Annotated in this window: 14 protein-coding genes; 7 read left to right on the forward strand and 7 right to left on the reverse strand. The window is 42.5% G+C overall.

The genetic code is table 11. The features are described 5' to 3' along the window. Window positions 1-151: 151 nt before the first annotated feature. Window positions 152-451: an ArsR/SmtB family transcription factor gene (locus J2W55_RS07165; protein ID WP_310093606.1), complete on the forward strand. Its 300-nt coding sequence runs from the start codon at window positions 152-154 to the stop codon at window positions 449-451. A 38-nt stretch (window positions 452-489) separates the two neighbouring features. Here the strand turns inward: J2W55_RS07165 and J2W55_RS07170 are convergent, their stop codons facing one another. The 3 genes from J2W55_RS07170 to uxuA all read right to left on the reverse strand — a co-directional run bounded on the left by J2W55_RS07170 (window position 490) and on the right by uxuA (window position 3,939). Beyond that, on the reverse strand, window positions 490-1,341 hold the full coding sequence (locus tag J2W55_RS07170; RefSeq protein ID WP_310093608.1) for a hypothetical protein: 852 nt from the start codon (window positions 1,339-1,341) through the stop codon (window positions 490-492). 202 nt (window positions 1,342-1,543) lie between these two features. Continuing rightward, complete coding sequence (locus J2W55_RS07175) at window positions 1,544-2,635, reverse strand: glycoside hydrolase family 43 protein (RefSeq protein ID WP_310093610.1); 1,092 nt, start codon at window positions 2,633-2,635, stop codon at window positions 1,544-1,546. A gap of 101 nt (window positions 2,636-2,736) precedes the next feature. After that, on the reverse strand, window positions 2,737-3,939 hold the full coding sequence (gene uxuA / locus J2W55_RS07180) for a mannonate dehydratase (RefSeq protein ID WP_310093612.1): 1,203 nt from the start codon (window positions 3,937-3,939) through the stop codon (window positions 2,737-2,739). A 181-nt stretch (window positions 3,940-4,120) separates the two neighbouring features. Between uxuA and J2W55_RS07185 the strand changes: the two genes are divergently transcribed. Together J2W55_RS07185 and J2W55_RS07190 are read left to right on the forward strand one after the other, a co-directional pair. Further along, window positions 4,121-5,152 (forward strand): LacI family DNA-binding transcriptional regulator, encoded by a 1,032-nt coding sequence (locus tag J2W55_RS07185; protein ID WP_310093614.1) that lies wholly within the window; start codon window positions 4,121-4,123, stop codon window positions 5,150-5,152. A 22-nt stretch (window positions 5,153-5,174) separates the two neighbouring features. Beyond that, the gene (locus J2W55_RS07190) at window positions 5,175-5,921 is read left to right on the forward strand and encodes an SDR family NAD(P)-dependent oxidoreductase (protein ID WP_310093617.1); all 747 of its coding nucleotides are present in this window, start codon (window positions 5,175-5,177) and stop codon (window positions 5,919-5,921) included. A gap of 97 nt (window positions 5,922-6,018) precedes the next feature. On the opposite strand, the gene J2W55_RS07195 is transcribed toward J2W55_RS07190, so the two are convergent. The 4 genes from J2W55_RS07195 to J2W55_RS07210 form a co-directional block, all read right to left on the reverse strand. Continuing rightward, the gene (locus tag J2W55_RS07195; protein ID WP_310093619.1) at window positions 6,019-7,170 is read right to left on the reverse strand and encodes a hypothetical protein; all 1,152 of its coding nucleotides are present in this window, start codon (window positions 7,168-7,170) and stop codon (window positions 6,019-6,021) included. 169 nt (window positions 7,171-7,339) lie between these two features. Next, the gene (locus J2W55_RS07200) at window positions 7,340-10,174 is read right to left on the reverse strand and encodes a glycosyl hydrolase 115 family protein (RefSeq protein WP_310093622.1); all 2,835 of its coding nucleotides are present in this window, start codon (window positions 10,172-10,174) and stop codon (window positions 7,340-7,342) included. 69 nt (window positions 10,175-10,243) lie between these two features. Continuing rightward, entirely contained in the window at window positions 10,244-11,869 is a 1,626-nt protein-coding gene (locus J2W55_RS07205; RefSeq protein ID WP_310093625.1) for a GH35 family beta-galactosidase, read from the reverse strand. A 115-nt stretch (window positions 11,870-11,984) separates the two neighbouring features. Further along, window positions 11,985-13,940, reverse strand: a complete 1,956-nt coding sequence (locus J2W55_RS07210; protein WP_310093627.1) for a sialate O-acetylesterase — start codon at window positions 13,938-13,940, stop codon at window positions 11,985-11,987. Window positions 13,941-14,378: 438 nt separating this feature from the next. Between J2W55_RS07210 and J2W55_RS07215 the strand changes: the two genes are divergently transcribed. The 4 genes from J2W55_RS07215 (at window position 14,379) to J2W55_RS07230 (ending at window position 25,450) form a co-directional block, all read left to right on the forward strand. Next, window positions 14,379-18,569: a hybrid sensor histidine kinase/response regulator transcription factor gene (locus J2W55_RS07215; protein WP_310093629.1), complete on the forward strand. Its 4,191-nt coding sequence runs from the start codon at window positions 14,379-14,381 to the stop codon at window positions 18,567-18,569. Window positions 18,570-18,942: 373 nt separating this feature from the next. Next, complete coding sequence (locus J2W55_RS07220; protein ID WP_310093631.1) at window positions 18,943-22,167, forward strand: SusC/RagA family TonB-linked outer membrane protein; 3,225 nt, start codon at window positions 18,943-18,945, stop codon at window positions 22,165-22,167. A gap of 11 nt (window positions 22,168-22,178) precedes the next feature. Next, window positions 22,179-23,879 (forward strand): RagB/SusD family nutrient uptake outer membrane protein, encoded by a 1,701-nt coding sequence (locus J2W55_RS07225; RefSeq protein WP_310093632.1) that lies wholly within the window; start codon window positions 22,179-22,181, stop codon window positions 23,877-23,879. Between the two features lie 113 nt (window positions 23,880-23,992). Further along, on the forward strand, window positions 23,993-25,450 hold the full coding sequence (locus J2W55_RS07230) for an RICIN domain-containing protein (protein WP_310093634.1): 1,458 nt from the start codon (window positions 23,993-23,995) through the stop codon (window positions 25,448-25,450). Window positions 25,451-25,478: the final 28 nt, after the last annotated feature.

The raw sequence follows: 25,478 nt of genomic DNA on the forward strand, positions 1-25,478 counted from the left end.
GAAATAGCGTCGGACCATAAATGCTGAAAGTTGAATTATTCTATCTTTTACTGGCATTGATTCCGGGAGCCAATATGCGATCTGGCTTGTCATAAAGTCCGGCTTTCACCAAAACATCAATAGCTTTTCAACTAATCATTTTAAATAAGTTATGCTTTTAAATGATCAAAATATTATAAATAATGATATCCGGCTGGCCAATTTTGCAAAGGTTTTCAGGTTTCCGGTAAGGGTTGCCATTATCCGGGCCATCGTAACGCACCATAACGCCGCTACCTGGGCAGATTTAACGGCTGTTCCGTTTCCGGCGGAAACAATAAACCAACATATATCCAGGTTAAAAACGCTGGGCCTGATACAAACAACCGGTACAAAAACCAATACCAGGTATTATATAAACCAGGATTTGTTTGCTCAAATGAGCAACTATTTTATCGGGCTGCTGCGATAGCGGCTGTCCGAATTAACCGGCACGCGAACAAAAGTGGGTTAGAATTTAACCAATAGCTTTTCGGCAATAAGCTTGCCATCCTTATAGTATTCAAAAAACCAATTTTCGCCTTTTTTAAAAACTATCCCGTTAGCTGTGCCGTTACCGGCAATAAAATAATCCTGTACCGAAGTTTTAAGCAAGGTTAAAACTATTTTCGGTGTAGTATCAATTAGTTGATATCCATTGGTTATTGCCTGGGCGTACAGGGTTCCTGACGGCTGGGTTGTTGCTACCGACACTGGTTTTGCGGGAGCAGGTACAGTCGTAGTTATAGGTGCCGTCACTGCTGGTGTTGATACTACCGGTGCTGCCACTGCTGGCGTTGCTACTGCCGGTGTTGATACTGCTGGCGTTGATACTGCCGGCGTTGCCACTGACGGTGTTGATACAACGATTTGCTGCCCTTGTTCATGTGTGGTTCCGTTATAAACGTACGAAGCCTCTTTCAACGACTCAAAAGCAGCTCTTAAAGCCAAATTATAAGAAACATTATATTCCTTTTCGCGGCTTTTACCCTCCTTACTTTTAAAAACCACGTTACCCTGGCAATCTTTTAGTAAAAGTGTAAGGCCGGTGGTAAACATGGTGCTTTTTTCAGACAAGTCGGCGTTCAGCGCGTTACATTTGTTATTGGCCAGTTCCGCGGGCAGCTCTCCATTGTCTAAATAAACCGTAAAGCCCTTTGACTCTAAAAGCGACCGGGTAAGACTATTTATTCCGTACTGATCATTTTGTTTCTGAAAGCTGAATTTTTCAGGCACTATCACATATTTGTAGTTATTAATTGAATTTTGAGAGTATCCAGAAAAGGAGATGAATAAAAGGAGCGCTAAAATGTATCTTTTCATATAAAACATGCTGATAACCCGGGGTCGATTAATTGATCAGCCTAAAATTAGCGATATTTTTTGTATTGCAAAGGGCGGCCTGTTGAAGCCTGGCCGCAAAACCCTGCCCAACCCTGTAGGGTTTAAAGCAAAAAATCTCCCCCGGGGTGGGGGAGATTCTGAGGGGCAATACCTTGCAGCAATGACTGCCTGTAAAAAGTTTTTAAGATTTAGGCCCAAACGGATCTATAAGCTTAATTGAACCATCAGCATTATGATACAATTCGGTAACTTTTATATTTCTTAAATGTGTTTTCCCCGAAAGCTCGGTATCATGATAAAATATATACCACTTTCCTTTAAATTCAATTATGGAGTGATGGGTGGTCCAGCCTTGCACGGGTTTCATAAATACCCCCTGGTATGTAAACGGCCCAAGCGGACTGTCGCCTATTGCATATTCCAATAAATGGGTGTCGCCGGTTGAGTAAGAGAAATAGTATTTCCCATTATACTTATGCATCCATGATCCTTCAAAAAATCTCCGGTCATGATCTTTACCCAATAGCGGCTTACCTAAACTATCCAGGATCACAACATCTTTAACCGGGCCGGCAAATTCAACCATATTGCCTTTTAATTTTACTACTTTACAGCTTAATGCCGGTTCGTCATCTTTTTGCAGATCGGTTTTTGAGCCGTTTGCATCATACTTGCCATTTTTCCAGCGTTGCAGCTGACCGCCCCAAATACCGCCAAAATACATATAGCTGCTTCCGTCTGTATCGGTAAATACGGCGGGGTCAATGCTAAAGCTCCCCGCAATGGGTTTGGGATTAGCTTTAAACGGCCCGGCCGGATTTTTTGATGTGGCCACCCCTATCCTGAAAACATCCTGTTTATCCTTTACCGGGAAATACAGATAATATATTCCGTTTTTAAATGCGGCATCAGGCGCCCAGAGTTGCCTTCCTGCCCACGGGATATTCTTGATAGCTAACCCTACTCCATGATCAGTAACCGGCCCGTTTATGGAGTCCATAGAAAGGATATGATAATCATTCATAGCGAAATGGTCGCCGTTATCATTTTCAGGAATCCCCGCATCAATATCATGCGACGGATAAATGTATATCTTTCCATCAAATACATGTGCAGATGGGTCTGCCGTATATATGGATTTGATAAGCGGTGGGGAAAGATACCCTTGTTTAGCTTCTGTTGCGCTTTGCGCCTTTACCTGATAAAAGCTCAGGGCGCCAAATGCTAAAAACAACATATGGAACGATTTTTTTGAAATGGTTTGCCGGTTCATAATTAATGGGAAAAATTGGTTATTTGGCTTATGCAATCGATTGTAAATATATAAACCGTTATTGAAATCTCAAAAGGAATGATCAATATTTTATGAACCGTTTATGCTAATGGCATGGCTAATGCTCTCTTAACCCCCATTTCGAGCCCGCGTAACTCAGCCAGCCCTTTTAACCTGCCAATTATGGAGTACCCGGGATAGGTATCATAATTATAGTCATCTAATATCTTATGTCCGTGGTCCGGCCGCATGGGTATAGCGAGGTCTTCCCTTCCCGCTTCTTTTCTGCGCAATTGTTCATTTAAAATACTTTTCATCACCGCGTACATATCAGTGCTGCCGGCTAAATGCTCGGCTTCATAAAAGCTGCCATCAGTTTCCCGCTTAACGTTCCTCAAATGCAGGAAATGGATATGTTGCCCCAAACGCGAGATGATACCGGGGATATCATTGTCGGCCCTCGCCCCTAATGACCCGGTGCATAAAGTGATGCCATTGCTTACAGATGGACAGGCGTTTACAATATCGGCCAGGTCGCGCTCCGTAGATGCCACCCTGGGCAAGCCAAGTATTGGAAACGGAGGATCATCAGGGTGGATACACATTTTAATACCCGCTTCTTCTGCCGATGGTATAATAGCCCGCAGAAAATAAAAAAGATTGTTCTTTAAGGCATTACTGTCGGTTTGGTTGTATTTTACCAAATACGCTTTGAATTGATCGATTGTAAATACCTCATCAGTGCCCGGCAAACCGGCAAGGATGGTATTGGTGAGCAATTCCTTGTCTTCACGGCTAAGGCTATCCAGGTATTTTTTTGCTGCCGATTGCTGCGCGGGCGAAAATTCATTAAACGCCTCCTCGCGCTTCAAAATGTAAAGATCAAATGCCGCCAGCGCCGATGCCTCATACCGTAATGCCGACGCGTTATTGGCAAGCCGATAATCAAGATGGGTGCGTGTCCAGTCTAACACAGGCATAAAGTTGTAACAAACGGTATTAATACCTGCGTTTGCTAAGTTTTTAAGGGTAACTATATAATTGTCAATGTATCTGTCCCTTTCCACATAACCCAGCTTAATGCTTTCATGAATATTTACACTTTCAACCACCGACCATTTGAAACCTGCATTTTTAATGACATTGTTTCGCATGCCAATCTCTGCCGCACTCCATACGTCACCGCATAGCACATGGTGCAGGGCCGAAACTATACCAGCAGCGCCGGTTTGTTTAATGGCCTGCAGCGTTACTGAGTCTGACGGGCCAAACCACCTGAAAGTTTGTTCTAAATCGGGGATCATAATTAAGGTTTTGTTTAATTGATTGAGCTGCTTTTCCTTGAATTTTATTTACCAGGCACAATTTTGCATGCAGCAAATGTAAATATTTGTGCAATCGATTGTACATAATTTTTCTTGCATCACTTAATTCTCTATCTTTAGCCGTCCTTACAAATAAAATCAATTGTTACCCAATCGTTAAATGACCGGCGGCGAAAAAGAAATAACTATTTACGATATAGCCAATAAGCTCAATATCTCGGCGGCCACTGTTAGCAGGGCCCTTAAAGATCATCCGCGGGTTAGCAAAAAAACAAAAAAACTGGTTATTAAGATTGCAAATGAAATGGGTTACCGCTCAAATTCATTTGCCAGTAACTTGCGCAAAAAAAGCAGCCATATTATAGGCCTTATTGTTCCGAGGCTTAACAGCAATTTTATGGCAGATGTGATTGCCGGTTTAGAAAAGGTTTTAAACAACAACAATTACAACCTGATCATCAGTCAATCGTTAGAAACCATGCAAAAAGAGATCAGTAATGCTAATGCCATGCTGGTTAACCGGGTAGACGGCCTGTTGATTTCGCTGGCTTATGACACCACCAACATTGATCATCTGGAGCCTTTTATAAAGCGAAACATCCCGGTTATATTTTTTGACCGGGTTTTTGAACATGACCGATGCCCGCAAATATATATTGACAATTATAAAGCAGCATATGAGATTACCACGCACCTCATAAAACAAGGCTGTAAACGCATTGTACATATAACCGCCAGCCAACTGCGCAAAATATACGCAGAAAGATACGCAGGCTACAAAAAGGCGCTGGAAGATCATAATATACAGTTTGATGCAGACCTGGTTATCATCAACGACCTGAGCAGCGAGGCGGGTATCGCCTCGGCACACCAGATACTAAAAATGTCGCCCCGGCCTGACGGTGTTTTCTCGGCCAATGATAATTGCGCTATAAGCTGCATGCAAACGTTAAAAAAAGAAGGCATTAAGCTGCCTGCCGATATGGCTTTTGCAGGGTTCAATAACGATCCGGCGGCAATAGTGGTTGAACCTAACCTAACAACGGTAAACTATAAAGGATATGAGATGGGCGAGGTTGCCGCTAAATTAATGATAGACCATCTGATCAATAAAGATGAGTTCCACCCGGCGCACAGTTTAATATTAAGGTCAGAAATGATCGTTCGGGAGTCGTCCCTTCGTAAAGTATAAACCTTCCTATTTACAATCAATAATGGAATCAAAATTTAAAATAGCAATAGTTACGGGCGGCGCTTCTGGCTTGGGCCTGGCCACTACCAAAAAGTTCATTGAGAATAATATAAAAACCATCATCGTTGGCCGGAATGAGGAAAAACTGCAAACCGCGGCAAATACCTTTGGCCCGCTTTGCAGCTATAAAGTTTGTGACCTTAGCAAGCTTGCCGTAATACCGGCATTGGTTGACGAGATCACCGCCGAATTTGGCACTCCGGACATCCTGGTGAACAACGCCGGGATTAACATGAAAAAACCCTTTACCGAGGTTACTGATCAGGATTTTCAGGATATTTTACAAACCAATCTTACTTCGGTGTTTGTTATGAGCCGTGAGGTCATCAAAAAAATGATCGCAACCGGCGGCGGTTGTGTTGTTAATATAAGTTCCATGGCGTCGCAATATGGAATCCCTTATGTAATAGCTTATACAGCCACCAAATCGGCAATTGAAGGTATGACGAGGGCGATGGCTACGGAACTTACCCCGCAAGGCATACGTGTAAACTGTATAGCACCCGGCTTTATCGCTACGGACATGTCGGCAAAAGCACTTAATAATGACCCGGAAAGAAAGGGTAAGGTATTGTCCCGTACGCCGATGGGTAAATTAGGATCGCCCGAAGACATTGCCGAGGCCGTATTTTATCTGTGCTCAGATGCCTCCCGGTATGTTACCGGCGTTGTGCTGCCGGTTGATGGCGGTAACTCTATTGGCTTTTAAACAAAGCGGATGAATAAACAAAACATACGGCTTGTTCTATGAGAACGCAGGGGAAACTTGTTTTTACGAATTGAAAACACTGAGGTTCTACATTATTCTAATCATATACGTCAAGGATGTCTTCATTTTGAAGTTTGATAGCTGGTATGTTTGTTAAATCGCTTAATTGCCCTTTAAGACTTTTCAAATTACCTTGTATGAGCGTCTTCTTATGGGTTTTATTATTGGTAACGATTAATCCGATCCGGGTTATACTACCCATACGGTCATATTGGTTGTATATATTATAAGTAAATTCAATATTCGAAAAGTGTAATTGGCTATATCCGAAGTTGGAATTGATTACGCCGGCATTTTTAGATTTATAAGCGTATTTGAATAAAGAAAAGCTATTGTCGAGATCACGAGGATATTGCAATTCAACATGATTCTGGCTTCCATAACGATACACAAGATATTTATTGTTGGAATCTATGGCGAGCACCAAACGTTTACCGGCTTGTGTGTTGAATTGTAATAAGACTTTTTCGTTGTCTTTCACAAAGTCTACTTCGTTAGCACTAATGATTTTACCATCAACAAGCACGTATCTCCCATTAGGAATATCATAATCGCCGGTTTTGCTATTGGGGTCGCTGGACAAGAAAAGCCCATTTTCGGTAATTGCTGCTCTACGTATAATATCATGATTGTATGAACCTACTCCATTATGTTCTTTGTCACCAAAGCTTTCTTCGCCCCATCCGTAAGTAATCTTTAACAGTTGAATGGGCTTATCCTCAACATTTAGAATCAGCATAACATAATCCGTCGTTCCGCCTCCTGTTCCATATTTTAATACTTCGCCTTTTATAACTAACTCCGGTTGCGCCTTCTTATCAAGATTTACCCAATTAATTTCAGAAGGCCCTGTTGAAAAAGGCAACAGGACTGATAGCCATTTATCAAAACGTGCAGAATAATAAGCCAAGCGTAGCCCATCATTCCCATTATACGTTATTATATTAGAAGATTGCTTGTTGTTTCTATGCTTAAGCTTTTCAATTGCCTCTGTGCTTAATTCTTCATATTCGAGTGCAGCGCTACCAAGACTATCAGGTTCAATCATCTGGTCATCCTCACTAATGGGTTTATTCAATATTTGTATGATCTTGTGCCAACTACTTGAGGAATTTGTGTTTCTAACTTTTTGCGCGAAAGTAGCTGACCAAAAAAACAGCAAAAAGAAAACTGCGCTAAATAATTTCATGATCGATACAGGTTAACTACTAAAATAGAGAATACAAACTGATTTACAATTTCTATGCTCTATTTACAACGCCTATATTTTTAACCAAGCCTTATAAAACAAAGGGAAATACAAGGAATAACTCTTCCTGTATTTCCCATCCTTTATCCTGTACAAAAGCCTGTAGTTATTATAAGCCCGGCGGACCAAGATAGCTGTCTTTTAATCCGCTCGCGTCAATAACCAATTTTTGCAACACCACGCCCGCATCTACCATCCAGTATTTTACCGTATGGATCCCTCCCCTGGTGATATGATGTTTGGTGGCCAGCGTCTTAATACTATTGCTCACATCTGCACCCCACTTTTCTTGAGATTCATCAGCGTTAATATTAACCGTTTGTGGTTGCTCATCATCTATAGAGATAGCGTAATGCAATCCGCCCTGATTTTTAAAATCGAGCGTTGGCGATATATAAGCCTGTACGGCTACGGTGCCCGTATCTTTTAACCTGATGCTATATTCCAAAAGCGGACTGTTTCCACCCGGTTGTACTTTCTGGGCGGTTACCGGCCAGGGCATGATGCCCGATAGGGTGCGCCCATAATCAGGGATCAGCTGCCAATTCGCATTAGGGGATGTTATCGCTTTGGTATAATGTGCAGCCTCTATTGCTATGTAACCATTGTTTTCTTTGAAATAAGCGGTATTATTTGCCCGTTCGTTATTTATAGTAATATTGATGGTTACGTTTCCTTGCGGCCCTTTAACAATTACAGGAATACGGCTTATACCCTGCGGTGCTTTGGTCCAATTTACCTGGATAGCAACCCTTTGCTGCTCAGTAACGCGCCCTGATTGAGGTTGAATGCTAAGATAAGTACTGGGCGACTGGACGGTATAATTAAAGGACGCTTTACCCTTGTTAAATATCTCTATATAGCTTCCCGCCTTTTCCCATGGGTAAAGCCCGGGCATTACCTGAACAGTTTCCTTTGCCGACCATGATTTGGCAGATCCTGGCACTGAAACAGCCATTTGAGCCGCTTCGGGCAAAGTAATCTCTTTTACCTCCGGCATTTTATTTGAATCGGGCTGTTGCCAGTAAGTATATCCTATATGGGTTTGATCCATCATGTGGTTCCACTTTCCGCCGGCCAATACGGTGTTATAATAATGCGATATTTCTTTATCCTTTGCGTATAAGGCTTTCGCTTTAACAGCTGTAGAATTTGAGGCCGCCCGCCCCTGTTCGGTATACCATTTGTTTTTGGCTACCTCATAATACATTTCATTTAAATTGGCGCAAGCCTGCACGGGGTGTAAAACCAGCTGATAAAACGCGTCTTTATAGTTTGCCGGCATTTTGGCATAAAGGTTTTCAGCATCCAATTTTAATTGATCGTAATCTTTTACAACCGTTTCAAACTCATTATAATTAGTAAGGCTGTAGGTATTCTGGTCAAGCTGCTCGGGCTTTCGCCTGCCGTTATATTTGGTATAAAGTGTCAGTATCCGGGCTATTTCTTTGGCATAGCGCGGCCCAAATTGCTGGGTTGCCCATTCCGTGGTATAAGTGCTCAAGCTATTGGCAGGCCATTTATGCGGCGCCCATGCATAATCCAGAAAAAAGCTGATGGGGAATTCCATCGGTTTAAGGTCGCCCACATTAACAATCCATATTTGCCGGGCGTTATATTCATAGGCCAGGTGCATCTGTTCCCATGTTTTTGATATGGGGTTTGTGTTAAGCCATTTGTAATTGCGGGGATCGCCCACGTAATCAAAATGATAATATATGCCATACCCACCCTTACGCGGCGGCTCGCCCGGCTTAGGCAGTTTGCGGATATTCCCCCAGTTATCATCGCACAAAAGCAAGGTAACATCATCAGGCACACGCATGCCCTTATCATAATACGCCTGTACCTCTTTATAAAGCGCCCACATTTGGGGCGTTTGAGCAGCTTCTTTGCCTGTTACTTCAGCTATGATTTTACGCTGGTCGCGCACAATGTTTTCAAGCAGGGCAATATTACTGCCTTCGGTCATGGGCATATCGCCATCACCGCGCATACCAACTGTAACAATGGTTTCTTTAGTTCCCATGTTTTGTATTCCCTTTTTCCAAAAATCCTGCAATACGGCTTTGTTTTCCTCATAATTCCAGGCCCCTTTTCCATATCGTTTCCATTCCTGCTGCGCGCGGTCCATCGGTTCATGGTGCGATGTACCCATTACCACACCATACTCATCGGCCAGCACCGGGTTTTGTTTATCGTCGTCATTAAACGCGTTGCCCCACATGGCGGGCCACAGGTAATTTCCCTTTAAGCGCAGAATAAGCTCAAATACTTTCTCATATACCTTATGATTAAGTCCGCCAAACTTTTCCCTCGCCCAGCCCGAAAAGGCGGGAGCTTCGTCATTTATAAAGATGCCACGGTATTTTACGGCTGGCTGGCCATCAGTGTGGCGGCCCGGCGCCACATACAGGCTCTTGTGTTCTTTTACAGGCACGTCGGCCCACCAATACCAGGGCGAAACACCTATTTGCGCCGAAACATCATAAATACCGAATATGGTTCCGCGTTTGTCGCTGCCGGTAATTACCAGTGCCTGGTCAACACCCGGAAATGGTTTTTGCACCACCTGTATCAGGTAGGTTTCCCATTTGCCCTTGATACCCGAAACATTGAGCTTTTTTTGGGCAACTAACTGATCTATAAGGTCATTCTTCCCTAACGTACCTATTAATATTACTTTCCCTTTATTCCTGACATCAGTAATTAATTGCGGTGAGGTTTTGGTTACCGAGTGTATATCACCCATAAAACTTTTTACCGCGCGCATTACACCACGATACTCATCAGCACCCGTATAAACCGGGGCTGCTTTGGCGTTTGCAGCCAACGCAAAATATCCGTTACCTGCTGTATAAGCAACGTATGGTTTATGCCCCGGCGATTGTGCATAAGTTAACAGCGGAAAAAATCCGGCAATTATAAAAAGTAGGTTTTTCATAGTAAGCTTCATATAATCAATTTGTTGTAACCAAACCTTATCAGGTTAATTTAAAGAACTTCATTATTTTTAGTACGTGTATAACTTTATATGCTGGATGTTATATTCACTAACAGGAATGCGAACATGCCTGCCCTGGTGATCCTGGTCGCCATTCATACGCCTTTGATTTACCCAATGGTTATTTTCAAAGTATCCCTCATCAACACTGATAAAACCGGCTTTTTTTCCTGCGGAAACAGGTTCAAAAGTGATAACTACACCGGTTCCGGCTACGTAATATTCAGATGGGGCTACTTCAATAACAATAACGCCTGTTGAGGGCCATACAGGGTTTTTAGCTTCGGCCGACCAGCCCAATTTGTATTCATGAGCAACCTTTAGTATATAATTGCCTAAAGTTATTTTTTGATCTGCGGTGTCTTTGTCGAATAAAAAGCCCTTAACCTTGCCAAGCGGCTGATTTTTGGCAATTAATGGTATAAGCTGATCAATGATGTAATAAGCTTTGCCTATAGGCTCCTTCCCAGGCTTTTCGGTTGATTCAATGGAAAATGGTGAAAAGGACAAGCAATTGTAATTACCAAAGGCGAAAAAGGCCTTGGCATCTACACCTTCCTCAAAACGTATCTCGGGTATAAACAGCGGGTTTGAAGCCCGGGTGTACAGATCGCTCCAGTGTTTAAAATCAGGGTTGTAAAAATCAGGCGCTAATATGTCTATCGCCGGCGCGCCGGCTTTCCATATATCAGCAACTTGCGGCAAAGGTCCCGCGCTCGGATATTCGCCCGGCTTTTTACCGGGCCTGTTCAGGGCAGCGTTAATATACATGGGCAGATTATAGGCCTGTTTGCCGGCCAAAGCAATTTCATTTACATAAACCGAATAATACCAGGCCATAAATGCCTCATCGGTAGCTAAGCTCTTTCCAAATACTGTTTCCCAATTGCCGTTTGTTTTAAAATCATTTTTCTCCCAAAGGTTTTTTGTTTCGGGGAATAAGCTGTTCCTGTGATCTTTTAAGTAGTTCAGTAGCTTATCGGGCACTGCCTGTTCAAACGCGTTATTGGCCACCGCTTCATAACAGCGGGCATCAGGAAGCATCCCTATCTCATTTTCAACCTGCATCATGATAACCGTATGCTGTACCCCGTCAATAGCCTTAAGGTGCTGCATCAGTTTTACAAAAGCACGTTTATCGGCCTCCAAATTGCTTTTACTAAAGGGACTTAGTATTTCCTGCTTTTTACCGTTCTTATCCTCGGCCCGTGGAAAACGCGACAGATCAGTTTTAACCCATTCAGGAGCGTAACATGACATGCTGTTTTTCCAGCTCCCAAACCACAGCAGCACCAATTTCATCTGATTGCTCCTGGCACTTAAAATCATGTCGTCAACCAAACTAAAATTGAATTTACCTTCTGCCGGCTCCATCAATTCCCAATATACAGGTGCAATTAACGTATTCAGGTTCATTTTTTTGAGCTTTGGCCATACAGGCTTCATATAAGCTGTGCTGGAAGCGCTTGAGTTTCCCAGTTCGCCGCCTAAAATGAAGTAAGGCTTATTATCAACCAAAAGCTGAGTAGTATTCCCGTTTTTTACCAACCGGGGAACCGCCTTTGTTATTTGCTGCGCGTGCGTGACAGTCACCCACAATGCAAGTAAACTTGTGACAATCAGGTATTTGCTCATTTCATGACTGAAATTTTAAGGTACATTATAATTTGGTGACGTAAAACTACCATAAAATACAATCGATTGCACAAATAAAATAAATTTTATGCATCGAAATATCATTTTGAATCTTCTATTCGGTATCAGTGGTAAATGGCGAAGCAGGAAGTCCCTCCCGGTTGTAGAGATTTGCACCTTCCGGGTTGTCTGCCCAGGCATAACGAACATATAAAGGATCGGGAACCTTATCGCTCCATACAATTACTGTATCGCCGCTTATACGCGCCTGGGCCCAAACATACTTCTTGTCTTTTCCGGCGATAGCAAAATATGCAAGCTCGCCGCCATTCATTACCGTTAAACCGCCGGCGGCATTATCAAAAGATATGATAACCTTGTTGTTATCTATCTTAAATGACTTATACAATGGTCCGGAGGCTATGATATCCTGGTTATGATAAGCAAGTTTCTCGGCCGCCAGGGCCAGGCGGTCGCCCACAGCCTTCTTGTTCAGCGGGTGAATATCGTTCCATTCCCCGGCGTCAATTGTTACCGCCATGCCTGTGTTTACTATCCGGAGCGCCCTTCGCTGTCCTTCGCGCAGTTCGGCCCACTGGCTTTCGGCAGGCGAGTATCGCACTTCCATAAAATTAGGCAACTGCGCATATATAAAAGGAATATCGCCCAGGCGCCACTTACTACGCCAATCATTAATAAGCGCGGGCAATAAATTTTGATATGATCTTGGTTCCTTTGTGTTGGCTTCGCCCTGGTACCATAAAATTCCTTTTATCGAATAATTAACAACAGGCGTAACCATGGTGTTGTAAAGTCCGGCAGGTTCCATTTGTTCAGAAAAACTGTTACCTTGGTCGCCCGCGGCTCCGGGATCAAAAACCTGTCCTACTTTGTATTTCCAATCACCGCGAAGATCTATTTTCTGATCGCCTACTTGCAGGTAATAAGGTTTATCAGGCACAAAGCCGCCCTTACCTGCCGTGTTAACAACTTTAACCACAATGACATTTTTCCCGGGCTTAAGTGTCCCCGGCGGCAAAGTATACCGGCGCGGGGGGTACTGATAAGTGATAGCGCCTACAAGCACGCCATTAACATAGGCCTGGTCTGCGTCAACAATACGGCCCATAAAAAGCTTTGAGAGTTTGCCCGCCATATCAGCAGGAACGTCAATTTCTTTACGGAACCAAACTATGCCGTTTAACCCCTTTACACCCTGGTCGGCCCAATAACCCGGAAGCCAAAATTTATGCCAGTCTTGCGGAACATAAGCAGTATCATACCACTTTTGAGGACCCATCAGACCCTTATCTTCAATAACCGGCAACTGTTTTTTTGCCGCAGCCCTTGCTTCATTAACAAGTGTGCTCACATACGCGGTATCTTTAAATTTATTGATCTTGTTTTGATATAACGGGAATTGCTTAAGCCCCGCTTCACTTACCCACGCTTCAATTGGGGTACCTCCAACACTTGAATTTATCAAACCAATAGGGATATGATGCTTAAGATAAATCTGCTTTGCAAAAAAATAGGCCGCCGCGCCAAAACTCAGCACATTTGCGGGTGTGGCCGCAAGCCATTTCCCGCCCGGAAGGTCATCATGTAACTTAGTAACATCGGCCATTGTGGGGATAAAAAAATTCCTTACCTGCGGATAGTCGGCTGCGGCAATTTCGTCCGGATATTTTTCTTTAACGCGCTCCATGGGCAATACCATGTTTGATTGCCCTGAGCAAAACCAAACGTCGCCAATTAAAATATCCCTGATCACCAGGTGTTCATCAGCCATTATATCCATGGTATAGGGCCCGCCCGCTTTCATAGCCGGGAAGGTTATTGACCATTCGCCATTTTTACTGGTTACTACCTTGCCGGTTTTATTATTGAACTTTATTTTGATCTGTTCGCCCGCCGTTGCCCATCCCCATATTTTAAGTTTGGTATCCCGCTGTAATATCATGCCATCACTAATCAGCTTAGGCAAACGCACAGTGGCGCTTGCCGTTTGCAGCGCAAAGCAAAAGCCGCTTAATAAAACTATTAAACAACGGTTTAGAAAAAATTTCATAGAGTGTAGAATTATTGGTTTATACGGGTGTAGCAGGCGTCATTTTGTGTTAAAAAAAACGCTTCAAGCAAATATGAGGCAAATTTCAGTAAAAAGCAATCGATTGCATTATATTATTTATTGGTTTTAATGCCGGATTTTTTCGGTCGGTAAAAACCGATTTCACAACTGTTTCGACGGGAAGGAGATTCAACTTTAAACAACGGATAAAGAATAGTTAACTGAGGCGAAAAGCGTAAAAAATATTTTGGATTAATTGCGTAAAAACCAAATGAAACAATATTTTTACAATTAATTATTGTTGATTTTTGCCGCTTTATAACCACAACTTGAGGAGACTAACTAAATGGCCTAACAGTCATATTATGATAAAGTTAGTTTTGCAAGTACCGTCGTTTTATCCTGATTTTCTGTGGCGATTGGCTGATGTTAAATGTGATGAAGAGATTTTGTTTGTTGATATTGCTTCAGCTGGCCATATTTTTAAGCTATGGACAAGCGCCTATAAAGAACAAAGTTCTCAAATATTCATTGAAGGACGGACTTTCTTTCGGTATTGTAAATAGTATTACCCAGGATGAAAACGGATTTATGTGGTTTGCCACCAATGACGGCCTGAACCGCTTTGATGGATCCTCCTTTAAAGTTTTCAAGACCCGGCAGGGCGACACCACAGCGCTGTCAAGTAATTATGTTCAGAAAATATTTTCAGACCATGCCGGTTATATATGGGTATCGTCAAGAGATGGTTTAAGTAAATTAAACACAAGGACCGAAAAATTTTATCATTACAAACTTACCGCTAACCATTCCATCAAAAATGATGTAAATAACATCATACAAAGCAAAAACAAAAACTTTTGGATTTCATCCTATGGCCTGGGTTTTTCTTATTTTAAAATAAAATCTGCTGAAGTTATTAGCTACAACAGGGTAAAATTACCGCAATTATCCAGCGACAGGATAGTTTCCATGCTCGAAGATTCGCAGGGGCTGCTTTGGTTAGGAACCCAGGATGCAGGGGTAAATATATTTCATCAAAAGAACGGTATTGTCACCGATAAGATCAATACCTCCTCTCAGCTTGCCAGTTTTCCGCAGGGAAGGGTTAATGAGATCTTTGAAGATCATTTTCATAATATCTGGATTGCTACCAGCAACGGATTGATACATTATAACCGTGCTTTAAATAAATTTTCACATTTTCAAACCAGGCAAATAAACATTAAAAGCAACAGATTTATATCTCTTATTGAGGACGATGATAAAAATCTGCTTGTTGGCCTTCAAGATGGCGGATTATATAAATTACCGTTAAACACATTCACTGATGCCGATTTAACAAACTTCAACCTTACCCCTGTTACAGGTGACGATGGCTATAACATCACACAAAGATCAGTACAAACCTTGTATGTTGACAGAGATCAAAACATCTGGATCGGCACCTACGGTGAAGGCATTTATATGATCAGCAGTATCCGGGAAAAATTCACCAGGATAATAAAGAACCGCTACGACGCGGTAGGTAAAGGTCTGATCAGGTTTTACGGAATGTGCCAGGATAAAAATGGCTTATTATGGTTTGGAACAGATGGAGATGGCATTTTTAAAACCTTGCCCGACGGAAGCCTTGCTAAACATTACTACGCCGATGGAAAGCCCGGGAGCCTGACTGACAATGCCATTTTATGCGGCTATGTTGACCGCGACAATAATATATGGTTTGGCACTTATGCCAAAGGGCTTTTCAGGTATGATAAAAAAACCGATTCATTTGTTAATTACGGCCACAATACCGACAATATTAAAACTATTGGCGGGAACGATGTAAGGGTGATTTATCAGGACACGCGGAAAAATTTATGGATTGGCTCAAATGGCGGAGGACTTAGTCTTTTTGAACCTTCCACAAATACTTTTACTAATTATAACCCCGGGAACAGTGGTCTTAGCTCCTATGATGTGCGTGCAATAACAGAAGACACCAAAGGGAACTTATTGATTGGCACTTACGGCGGTGGGATAGACTATTTAGAGGTTCAAAATAAAAAATTCAAACGCTTTTTTAACCCCGCAGATGAAAAAAAATACATCCAAAGCGAGGTAATATTTTCTCTCTATCTGGATAATACCAACAGACTTTGGATAGGCACTGAAGGGGACGGGCTCATTATTTATAACCTGAACAATCACACGTTCAAATTCTTTAATGAAAAGAACAAGCTGGCAAACAACACAGTTTATGCTATTAAAAACGCAGAGAACAGTTCTGTGTGGCTAAGCACAAATAAAGGACTATCAAACATTGACCTCAGGAATAACAGGGTGATGAATTTCGATCAGTCTGATGGCCTGCAGGCGGGACAATTTAATGTCGGATCTGTTCTGTACGATACTCAAAATAAGCAAATGTATTTTGGAGGCACCGAGGGCCTTAATGTTTTTGATCCTGAAAATGTAAATAAAAGCTATTTTAAGCCCCAGGTAGTGATAACCGGCCTACAGATTTTTGGAAGACAGGTGGAAGTTGGCGAAAGCGGCAGTGTATTGTCAAGGGCCATAAATGAAACCAAACAGCTGGTCTTACAACCAGACCAGTCAGTTTTTTCAATTCAGTATACCTCTTTAAATTATGCTTATCCGCAAAAAGGCGCATTTGCTTATGAGCTGGAAGGGCTTGATAAAACATGGAACTTTGTTGGTAATCAAGGGTCTGCAACGTACAGGTATCTGGAACCAGGCAACTATACGTTCAGGGTTAAGTGTTCAAATCAGGATGGCATCTGGTTTAATGACTATGCCACGCTGCAAATCAAAATACTCCCGCCCTGGTACAAAACATGGTGGGCCTATCTTTGCTACATTGTCGCAGGCGGATTAGTTGTTTATTATTACCTGTTATACAGGACCAACCAGGCCAGGTTAAAGTATGAAATTAAAATTACCCAGTTATCTGCCGAAAAGGATAAAGAGCTGAACGAAAAAAAACTATCCTTTTTCACCAATATTTCGCATGAGTTTCGTACTCCGCTAACGCTCATTATTAATCCGATAAAAGAATTGCTATATCACGAGCACGAGGTAGACACCAGCAATCTTAATATTGTTTATCGTAATGCCAAACGTTTATTAAGCCTTGTTGACCAGCTTTTACTGTTTCGCAAGGCCGATTCGGAATCTGGTAAGCTAACCATTTTCAGGCTTAACATTGTTGAATTAAGTAAAGAGGTTTTTTTGTGCTTTACTTACCAGGCCAAGGCCAAAGGCCTTACATTTGAATTTATTTGTGCCGAACAGCATATCGAAATATTCGCGGACCGCGAAAAGATTGAGATAGTGCTTTTTAACTTATTATCAAACGCCATCAAATTTACACCAGCCGGCGGAAGCGTAAAAATGGTGATCACCGAACAAGCAGCTGACGTTAAAATTGAAGTTGTTGATACCGGTTACGGTATTAAAGAAGGCACCGGCGATAATTTATATTCGCAGTTTTATCAGCAGGAGCATATTAAAAGCCCGTCAATTGGAGGGTTTGGTATTGGTTTATTCCTTGTTAAAAAATTTATCGAAGACCATTCCGGAAAAATAAGCTTTGAAAGTACGGTTGGTGTTGGAACCAGTTTTTCGGTTACCTTATTAAAAGGAAAGGCGCACCTGAAAACTGATATTGTTTTTGAAGATGAGGAAACAAGTTCAGTAATTTTGCAGGAACTCGTTGAAAACGAGATACCCGTAGAAAATACAGAAACAGAGGATGCAAATTTATTTTCTGAAGAGCTGGAGATAGCGGGGGATTTAAAATCAATATTGATTATAGACGATAATAAGGACTTACGTGAATATCTTAAAATGATCTTCAGGCCCGATTATAAGATCTACTCTACCGATAATGGGCAGGACGGCTTGTTAATTATTAAAGAAACGCTGCCCGATATTGTGATCAGTGATGTGATGATGGACAAAATGAGTGGAATAGAGCTTTGTGCTGCCATCAGAGAAGACATCAGCATTAGCCATATCCCGGTGATTCTTCTTACATCAAGTTCATCTCCCGAAATAAAGCTCAAGGGTATTGAAGGGGGTGCGGATGATTACATCAGTAAACCTTTTGATAAAGAAATTCTGAAAGCCAGGGTAGCCGGTATTCTGAGAAATAAAAACAATCTGCAAAAATACTTTTATAACGAAATAACATTAAACTCAACCAACCAAAAAATACCGGCTGAGTATAAGAACTTTTTGGATAATTGTATAAGGATAGTAGAGAAGCATATCATGAACCCCGACTTTAATATCCAGATCCTGGCCGGCGAACTGGGTATTTCGCATTCAACATTGTATAAAAAGATCAAGTTTATTTCGGGACAATCGGCAAACGGGTTTATAAGATTTATCAGGCTGCGAAAAGCCGCCGAAATACTTATAAATACAAGGCATAATATTTTTGAAACCACCTATCTGGTAGGCATTAATGATATTAAGTACTTTAGGGAGCAGTTTAAAAAACTGTTTGGCTTAAATCCGTCACAATACGTAAAAAAGTACCGTAAAAATTTTTCGGAGGACCTTGTTGTCAATGAGTTTACTAATAAGCCTAAGGGCTTAAGTGAAACCCCAACGTGATAACTTTAATAAGTTCACAGCCTTGTTCTTGCCTCAACGTATGGAGTGGCTTCATAAATACCTTGATCCCCAATAGCGGTCCTTCCTTCAAGCCCCCTTGTTCATTAGAAAGCATGAACACAAACCCGAGCTTTAGCCCATCGGCAGAAAAGTGTGCTTTTTAAGCGTTTTTAGCACAAAAATACCTTTTTACCCCTTTTTTTTTGAGGATTAACCACCCTTCTGATAAAGAGTTTTACTCGACCTTAGCTCTTATAAACCAATTTCTGTGTGCTTTATTTATTGCCAAACTTAAACGATCTGCGGGTTATATCGCGGCATGAGCATAGGGCGTGCGCTATTGTTACCATTATTAACCATTAAATTCAAAAACATGAGAAAAAATTTACTGAAAGAATTTTCACCGCATGGAAGTGCACGAATGACTCTTGGTATGCTGCTTATTGCTGCAATTCCATTTTCATCTCCGGCGATGGCAAAAGAAATCAATCACCGTTTAGCAATTAAAAATACTAAAAGTGCTGATGTGGCCATAACCGGTTTTATTACAGATGAAAAGGGCCTCCCTCTTCCAGGTGTAACCGTTACCATAAAAGGAACCACACAAGGTACCGTATCTGACATCAATGGTAAATACTCCATTACCGTAAAAGATCAAAATGCGGTTCTTGTATTTTCATCCATTGGCTTCTTACCACAGGAAATTGCGGTGAACGGAAAATCAGCCATAAATGTGCAGTTGGTTGGCGATCCTAAATCATTGAACGAGGTAGTGGTTGTGGGTTACGGTACCCAAAAGAAAGCCACCTTAACTGGTTCTATATCGCAGGTTAAAGGCGCCGAACTGGTTAAAAGCCCGCAGCCAAACCTTTCAAACGCGCTGGCTGGCCGTTTCTCGGGTGTTATTATAAATAACCGTAGTGGCGAACCTGGTTATGATGGCTCAAACATAACTATTCGTGGTTTGGCTACAACAGGTAACAACAACGTGCTTATTGTAGTTGACGGGGTTCCCGGACAAATCGGCGGTTTAGAAAGGCTCGACCCTAATGATATCGAAAGCATGTCGGTATTAAAGGATGCTTCGGCAGCTATATATGGTAACAGGGCTGCCAACGGTGTTATTTTGGTTACTACCAAAAGAGGCAAAACCGGTAAACCAACAATCAATTACAGCTTTAACCAGGGTTTTAGTTCTCCAACTCGTTTACCTAAAATGGCCGATGCGGCAACCTATGCGCAGATCATGAACGAAATTAACTATTATACAAGTCCTACACTCGGGTTAAACCAGTCATACAGTGCCGAACAGATTCAGAAGTTTAAAGATGGGTCGGACCCGCTTAACTATCCAAATACTGATTGGGAAAAGCAAACCCTTAAGAGCACTGCATTACAAAACCAGCATAGCCTTTCCATTGGCGGTGGTAGTGAAGATGTAAAATATTTCGTATCGCTGGGTACCATTTATCAGGATGGGATATACAAAAACGGCGCTACCAAATATCATCAGTACAATTTCCGTTCAAATATTGATGCTAATGTTACTAAACGCTTAAAAGTAGGATTATCTCTTTCAGGCCGTGAAGAAAACAGGGTGTATCCGGGGACCAGCGCTGGCAATGTATTCCGTTCAGTATACAGAGGAAACCCTACCATTGGCGCCTATTTCCCAAATGGCTTGCCAACAACCGGTGTTGAAAATAACAATCCTGCAGTACAGGTAACCGATATCGGCGGTATAAACAAAAACCCAACGCAGGTTTTCAATGGCATTTTAAGGGGCAGTTATGCTATACCGGGTATTGAAGGATTATCTCTTGATGGTTTTTTCTCTGTTGATAGATCAGACGCTTTTGATAAAAACTTTAGTACTCCTTACATTTTATACAAATATGATAAGGCCACTAATACATACCCTAAAGTTGTGGTTGGCGGTAATAATAACAAAGCAACACTGTTTGAATCGCAGGACAATCAATCGCTAATTACCTCAAACATTAAGCTGAACTTTGTTAGGAAATATGGCTTGCATGACATCAACGCTTTTGTGGGTTACGAACAAAGCAAAACTCATCGCGAATATTTTGATGCAACGCGTTACAACTATCTATCATCACAACTGCCGGAATTATCACAAGGCGGAAGTGCTGCTACTGACTACCTGAACTCCGGTTACAGCTCAAACTATAACCGCCGAAGCGTGATTAGCCGTTTGGCTTATGCCTATGACGAAAAATATTTATTTGAAGGTCAGTTACGTGCTGATGGCAGTTCTATATTCCCTCCAGGAAAACAATGGGGTTACTTTCCTTCGGCTTCAGTTGGTTGGAGAATCTCCAAAGAAAACTGGTTTAAAAACAGCGTTGGTTTTTTTGATGATTTGAAGATCAGGGCATCATACGGTTCATTGGGTAATGATAACGTTGACAACTTTCAGTATTTTGATAATTATGTCTTGGTTAGTAACGGTTTTGTGGCCACTGATCCGTCCGCAATTTCTAACGTTATTCAACCTAATGTTAGCCTTAAAAAACTGGCAAACCCTAATATTACATGGGAAGTAGCCAAAAAACTGGACGTAGGTATTAACGCCACCTTCCTGCACAACTTTACTTTAGAAGCTATTTACTTTAAGCAAAAAAGGTCTGATATTCTTACAACAAGAAATGCTTCACTTCCTGGCTCTTCGGGTATCGTAAACCCCTATAATGATGGATCAGCCACGTACACGACATTAGTGCCATCTGAAAATATCGGTAAGATTAACAGTTCAGGCGTTGAGGCAACGTTAGGTTACAACCATTCCGGACAGGAGTTAACCTGGGGTGTAAGCGGTAATATTACCTACGCCAAAAGCAAAGTAATCTTTATTGATGAAGCCAGCCGCACTTTACCTTACCAGAGCAAAACAGGCCGGCCGTTAAATACCTATTTGTTATACAACAGCATAGGCATTTTCCGCACCCAGCAGGAGATTGACAGCTACCCACATGTCCCGGGTACTAAGGTTGGAGATCTGAAATATCTGGATTATAACAACGACAATCAAATAACCGCCGATGATCAAACCCGTACCAAATACGGTAATGTTCCGCAAATTACTTATGGTTTAAGCCTTAACGCCGCTTACAAAAACTTTGATCTTTCGGTGTTATTTTCAGGTCAGGCCCAGGTTAGCCAATATGTTTTACCGGAATCAGGCAGCATTGGTAACTTTTACAGCAGCTGGGCCAACAACAGGTTTAGCCCAACAAACCCGAACGGCACCTATCCAAGAGTACCTGATCGTGCGTCAAACGCCATCAGCGGTGGGTTATATCCAAACACCTTCTGGCTTAATGATGCGTCTTTTGTTAGGTTAAAAAACGTTCAGTTAGGGTACAACTTTAACTCGGCTTTCCTTTCAAAAATTAAAGTCACTGGTTTAAGGGTATACGTAAGTGCATTTAACTTATTTACGATTACAAAAGTGAAGGATTATGATCCTGAAGGAACCACTGGAGGCGCCCAAAACTATTCGGACCAAACCAATAGCAGCGGCCAGTTTTATCCGCAACAGAGAATTATAAACTTAGGTGTTAACGTGAAATTTTAATCAGGACAGAAATGAAATTTAAATATAGAACCCCGCTGTATTTTGTGATTGGCAGTATGCTAAGCATGACAGCATGTAAAAAAGATTTTTTAAATGTTAAACCAACGGATAGGATAGCGACCTCTGCCATTGAATCAGACACTGCGGTTTATGAGGCGTTTGTAACTAACCGGTACATTGGCGAGAGATTGCAAGACAAAGAAGGAGATGGCTCAAACCCTGGTTTTGGCCGCGGCTTTGAATACAGCATGTGGAGCTCACTTACCGATGAATCAATTTACAACAATGATGATGCTACCTGGCTTGTACAAAGAGGACAACTGGCACCAGAAAACTTAGGAGGCGCCGGCGTACTTTGGGGCCGTAGCTACAGGAGTATAAGAGAGTGTAATTATGCTTTAAGCATTTTGCCAAAGATGCCACTTAGCCCGGCACACAAAACCCGTATTGAAGGAGAGTTAAAGTTTATTAGGGCATTCCGTTATCAGGACATTATCCGTAATTACGGCGGTGCTGTTTTAGTGGGCGATAAAGTGACTAACCTAACCGATAACTTACAAGATCCTGCTTTATTTAAGCGCGCAAGCATTAAGGAAAGTATTGACTACGCTGTAGCACAGCTTGATGATGCTGCTTCAAAGCTCCCTTTAAATAATGACGGTACCTGGCTTTTAGGCCGTGCTACCAAAGGAGCGGCACTGGCTTTAAAATCGAGATTATTGCTTTATGCTGCAAGCCCACTGTACAATGCAGGTACCTGGGCAAATGCGGTTACCGCGGCACAGGCTGTTATCGGTCTTAATATATATGGCATATATACCGGTGGCTACAATAACCTGTTTTTAATAAATCAAACCAACGAAACTATTTTCGCACGTTTATACACCAAAAACGCTAACCATACACACCTTGAAATAGCCAACGGGCCAAACGGTTATGGTGGTTGGGCTGGTAATACCCCGCTGCAAAACCTTGTTGACGATTACGAAATGGACAACGGTAAACCTATTACTGATCCAACATCGGGCTATGACCCTACTCACCCGTACACAAACCGCGATCCAAGGTTTGCTGCAACTGTGTTATATAATGGCGCTACTTACAGGGGCCAAACCATAGATGCCTTTATTCCGGGTGGTAAAGACAGTAAAGATGGACCCGATAACTGGAATACCACTAAAACCGGTTATTATCTGAAAAAATTCATGAATGATGCATACCCGCTTCAAAATCCATGGGGTAATGCCGGCTTCCAGCCGTGGATCTATTTCCGCTATGCCGAGATCCTGTTAAACTTTGCGGAGGCTGCCAATGAGGCTTATGGCCCTGATGCTGTTCCTGCAGGTTCAACATTATCGGCACGCACTGCCATCAACATGATCAGATCGCGCCCCGGAATTAACATGCCGGCATTGGCAACAGGGCTTTCACAATCGCAAATGCGCGATGCTGTGAGATACGAACGCCGTGTTGAACTGGCATTTGAAGAGCACCGTTTTTATGACGTGCGTCGCTGGAAAATTGCCGACGTTACCGAAAACAAACCTGCCGGCGGTGTGATTATCACCAAAAATGCGAATGGAAGCTTTATTTATACCCCTAAAGTAGCTTTAGATGGTCGTTCCTTTGCCCCCAAACATTACTGGTTACCTATACCAAGGGCCGAAATTCAGGCATCTGGTGGCCAGCTACAGCAAAATGCCGGCTATTGATAACAACTATACCCGGGGGGGGAGAAATTCTTTCTTCCCCCTTTTTTAACCAATACTAACCTACGGCAATTATGAAATACCAGTATATTTTATTAGTAACGGCGTGTTGTTTAATGGCAGGGTGTAAAAAGGACACTATCGCCGTAAAACAATCAAGCCCGGACGCTACAAAGGCAGGAGACAAGACCATTAAACTTGATTCAACACCGGCAAGCGCGCTTAAAGGTGTTAACTGGGCGGCCGATGGTGATAATTTCAGCGATGGCATACTGGTATTAAGCGGCCTTACCTCGACAGATAGCTATGCCACCGTATCAGCCAAAGCCGACGCAGTGTTAACAGGCATACAAACCAATACTGGTGCAAATACGGTTAGGCTTCCCGTAAATTATTCTACTGTATCACAAGCATGGTGGGGTTCTTATACCGGGGTTATTGATAAAGCGCTCAGTAAAGGGATGAATGTGATATTAGGTTATTGGGAAGCTAAATCATCGGCAGATGGTAAAATTGACAACACTACCGAGTTTTGGTCAATGTGGCAAACCATTACTACCAAATACGGCAGTAACGCGCACGTGTATTTTGAGATCTTTAACGAACCGCATGGATATACCTTAACCGACTGGACGACAATTTGCGCTCAATGGTTAAGTAATTACCCGTCAATTCCTCAGGGGCGCATCCTCATCAGTGGTACATCTTACTCACAGGATATTACCGGTGTAGGCGCCGACAGCCGATTTTCGGGCTGCCTGTTATCCATCCATGATTATACATTTTTCAGCAATGGTACCAACACCACCGCCGCCCTATGGGAAAGCAGGTTGAGGGGTAATATTGGCAGTTACAGTAGTCGCGCGGTATTAACCGAATTTGGTATACCAATGACCGGCGGTAAAAACTATACCGGTGCTATTGGCGGCGACCAGGAAATTGCCTACTTACAAGGCCTTACCAACCAGGTGCGTGCATTTGGCATGGGCGCCGTTTACTGGCCGGGCATACGTACCGGCGATAGCTATGCTATTCAGCAATTAAGTGGTACAGGAACCAGCCTCACGGTATCAACAACAAATGCATCGGGCTTAAGCCGTATTAAATACGGCTGGGGCGTAGGTGCCGGTGGTACCGATACATTTTATACTGGCGCTTACTATCGCTTTCTAAATATTAACAGTGGCTTGGCGCTTGACGTTAATGCGGGCTCAACTGCAAATGGCGCGGGCATTATTCAATGGCCGCAAAACGGAGGCAATAACCAGCAATGGATTATAGCCAACAATGGGGGCGGTTATTATAAAATAACCAATCGTAACAGCGGGCAGGCGCTTGATGTTAACGGAGGTTCAGTTACCAACGGAGCAGGAATAATACAGTGGCCCTGGAATGGGGGCAATAACCAGCAATGGCAGCTTACCGCCACAAGCGATGGCGTATACAAAGCCTTAAACCGTAACAGTGGGCTTGCGCTTGATGTTAATGGCGCATCAACCGCCAACGGGGCTGGAATAATACAATGGCCGTGGAACGGTGGGAACAACCAGCAATGGCAAATTGTGCAACAATAATTTTGCAATAAAACAGGGCCATAGTGCC

This window comes from Mucilaginibacter pocheonensis (assembly GCF_031456535.1).
GTDB lineage: Bacteria > Bacteroidota > Bacteroidia > Sphingobacteriales > Sphingobacteriaceae > Mucilaginibacter > Mucilaginibacter pocheonensis.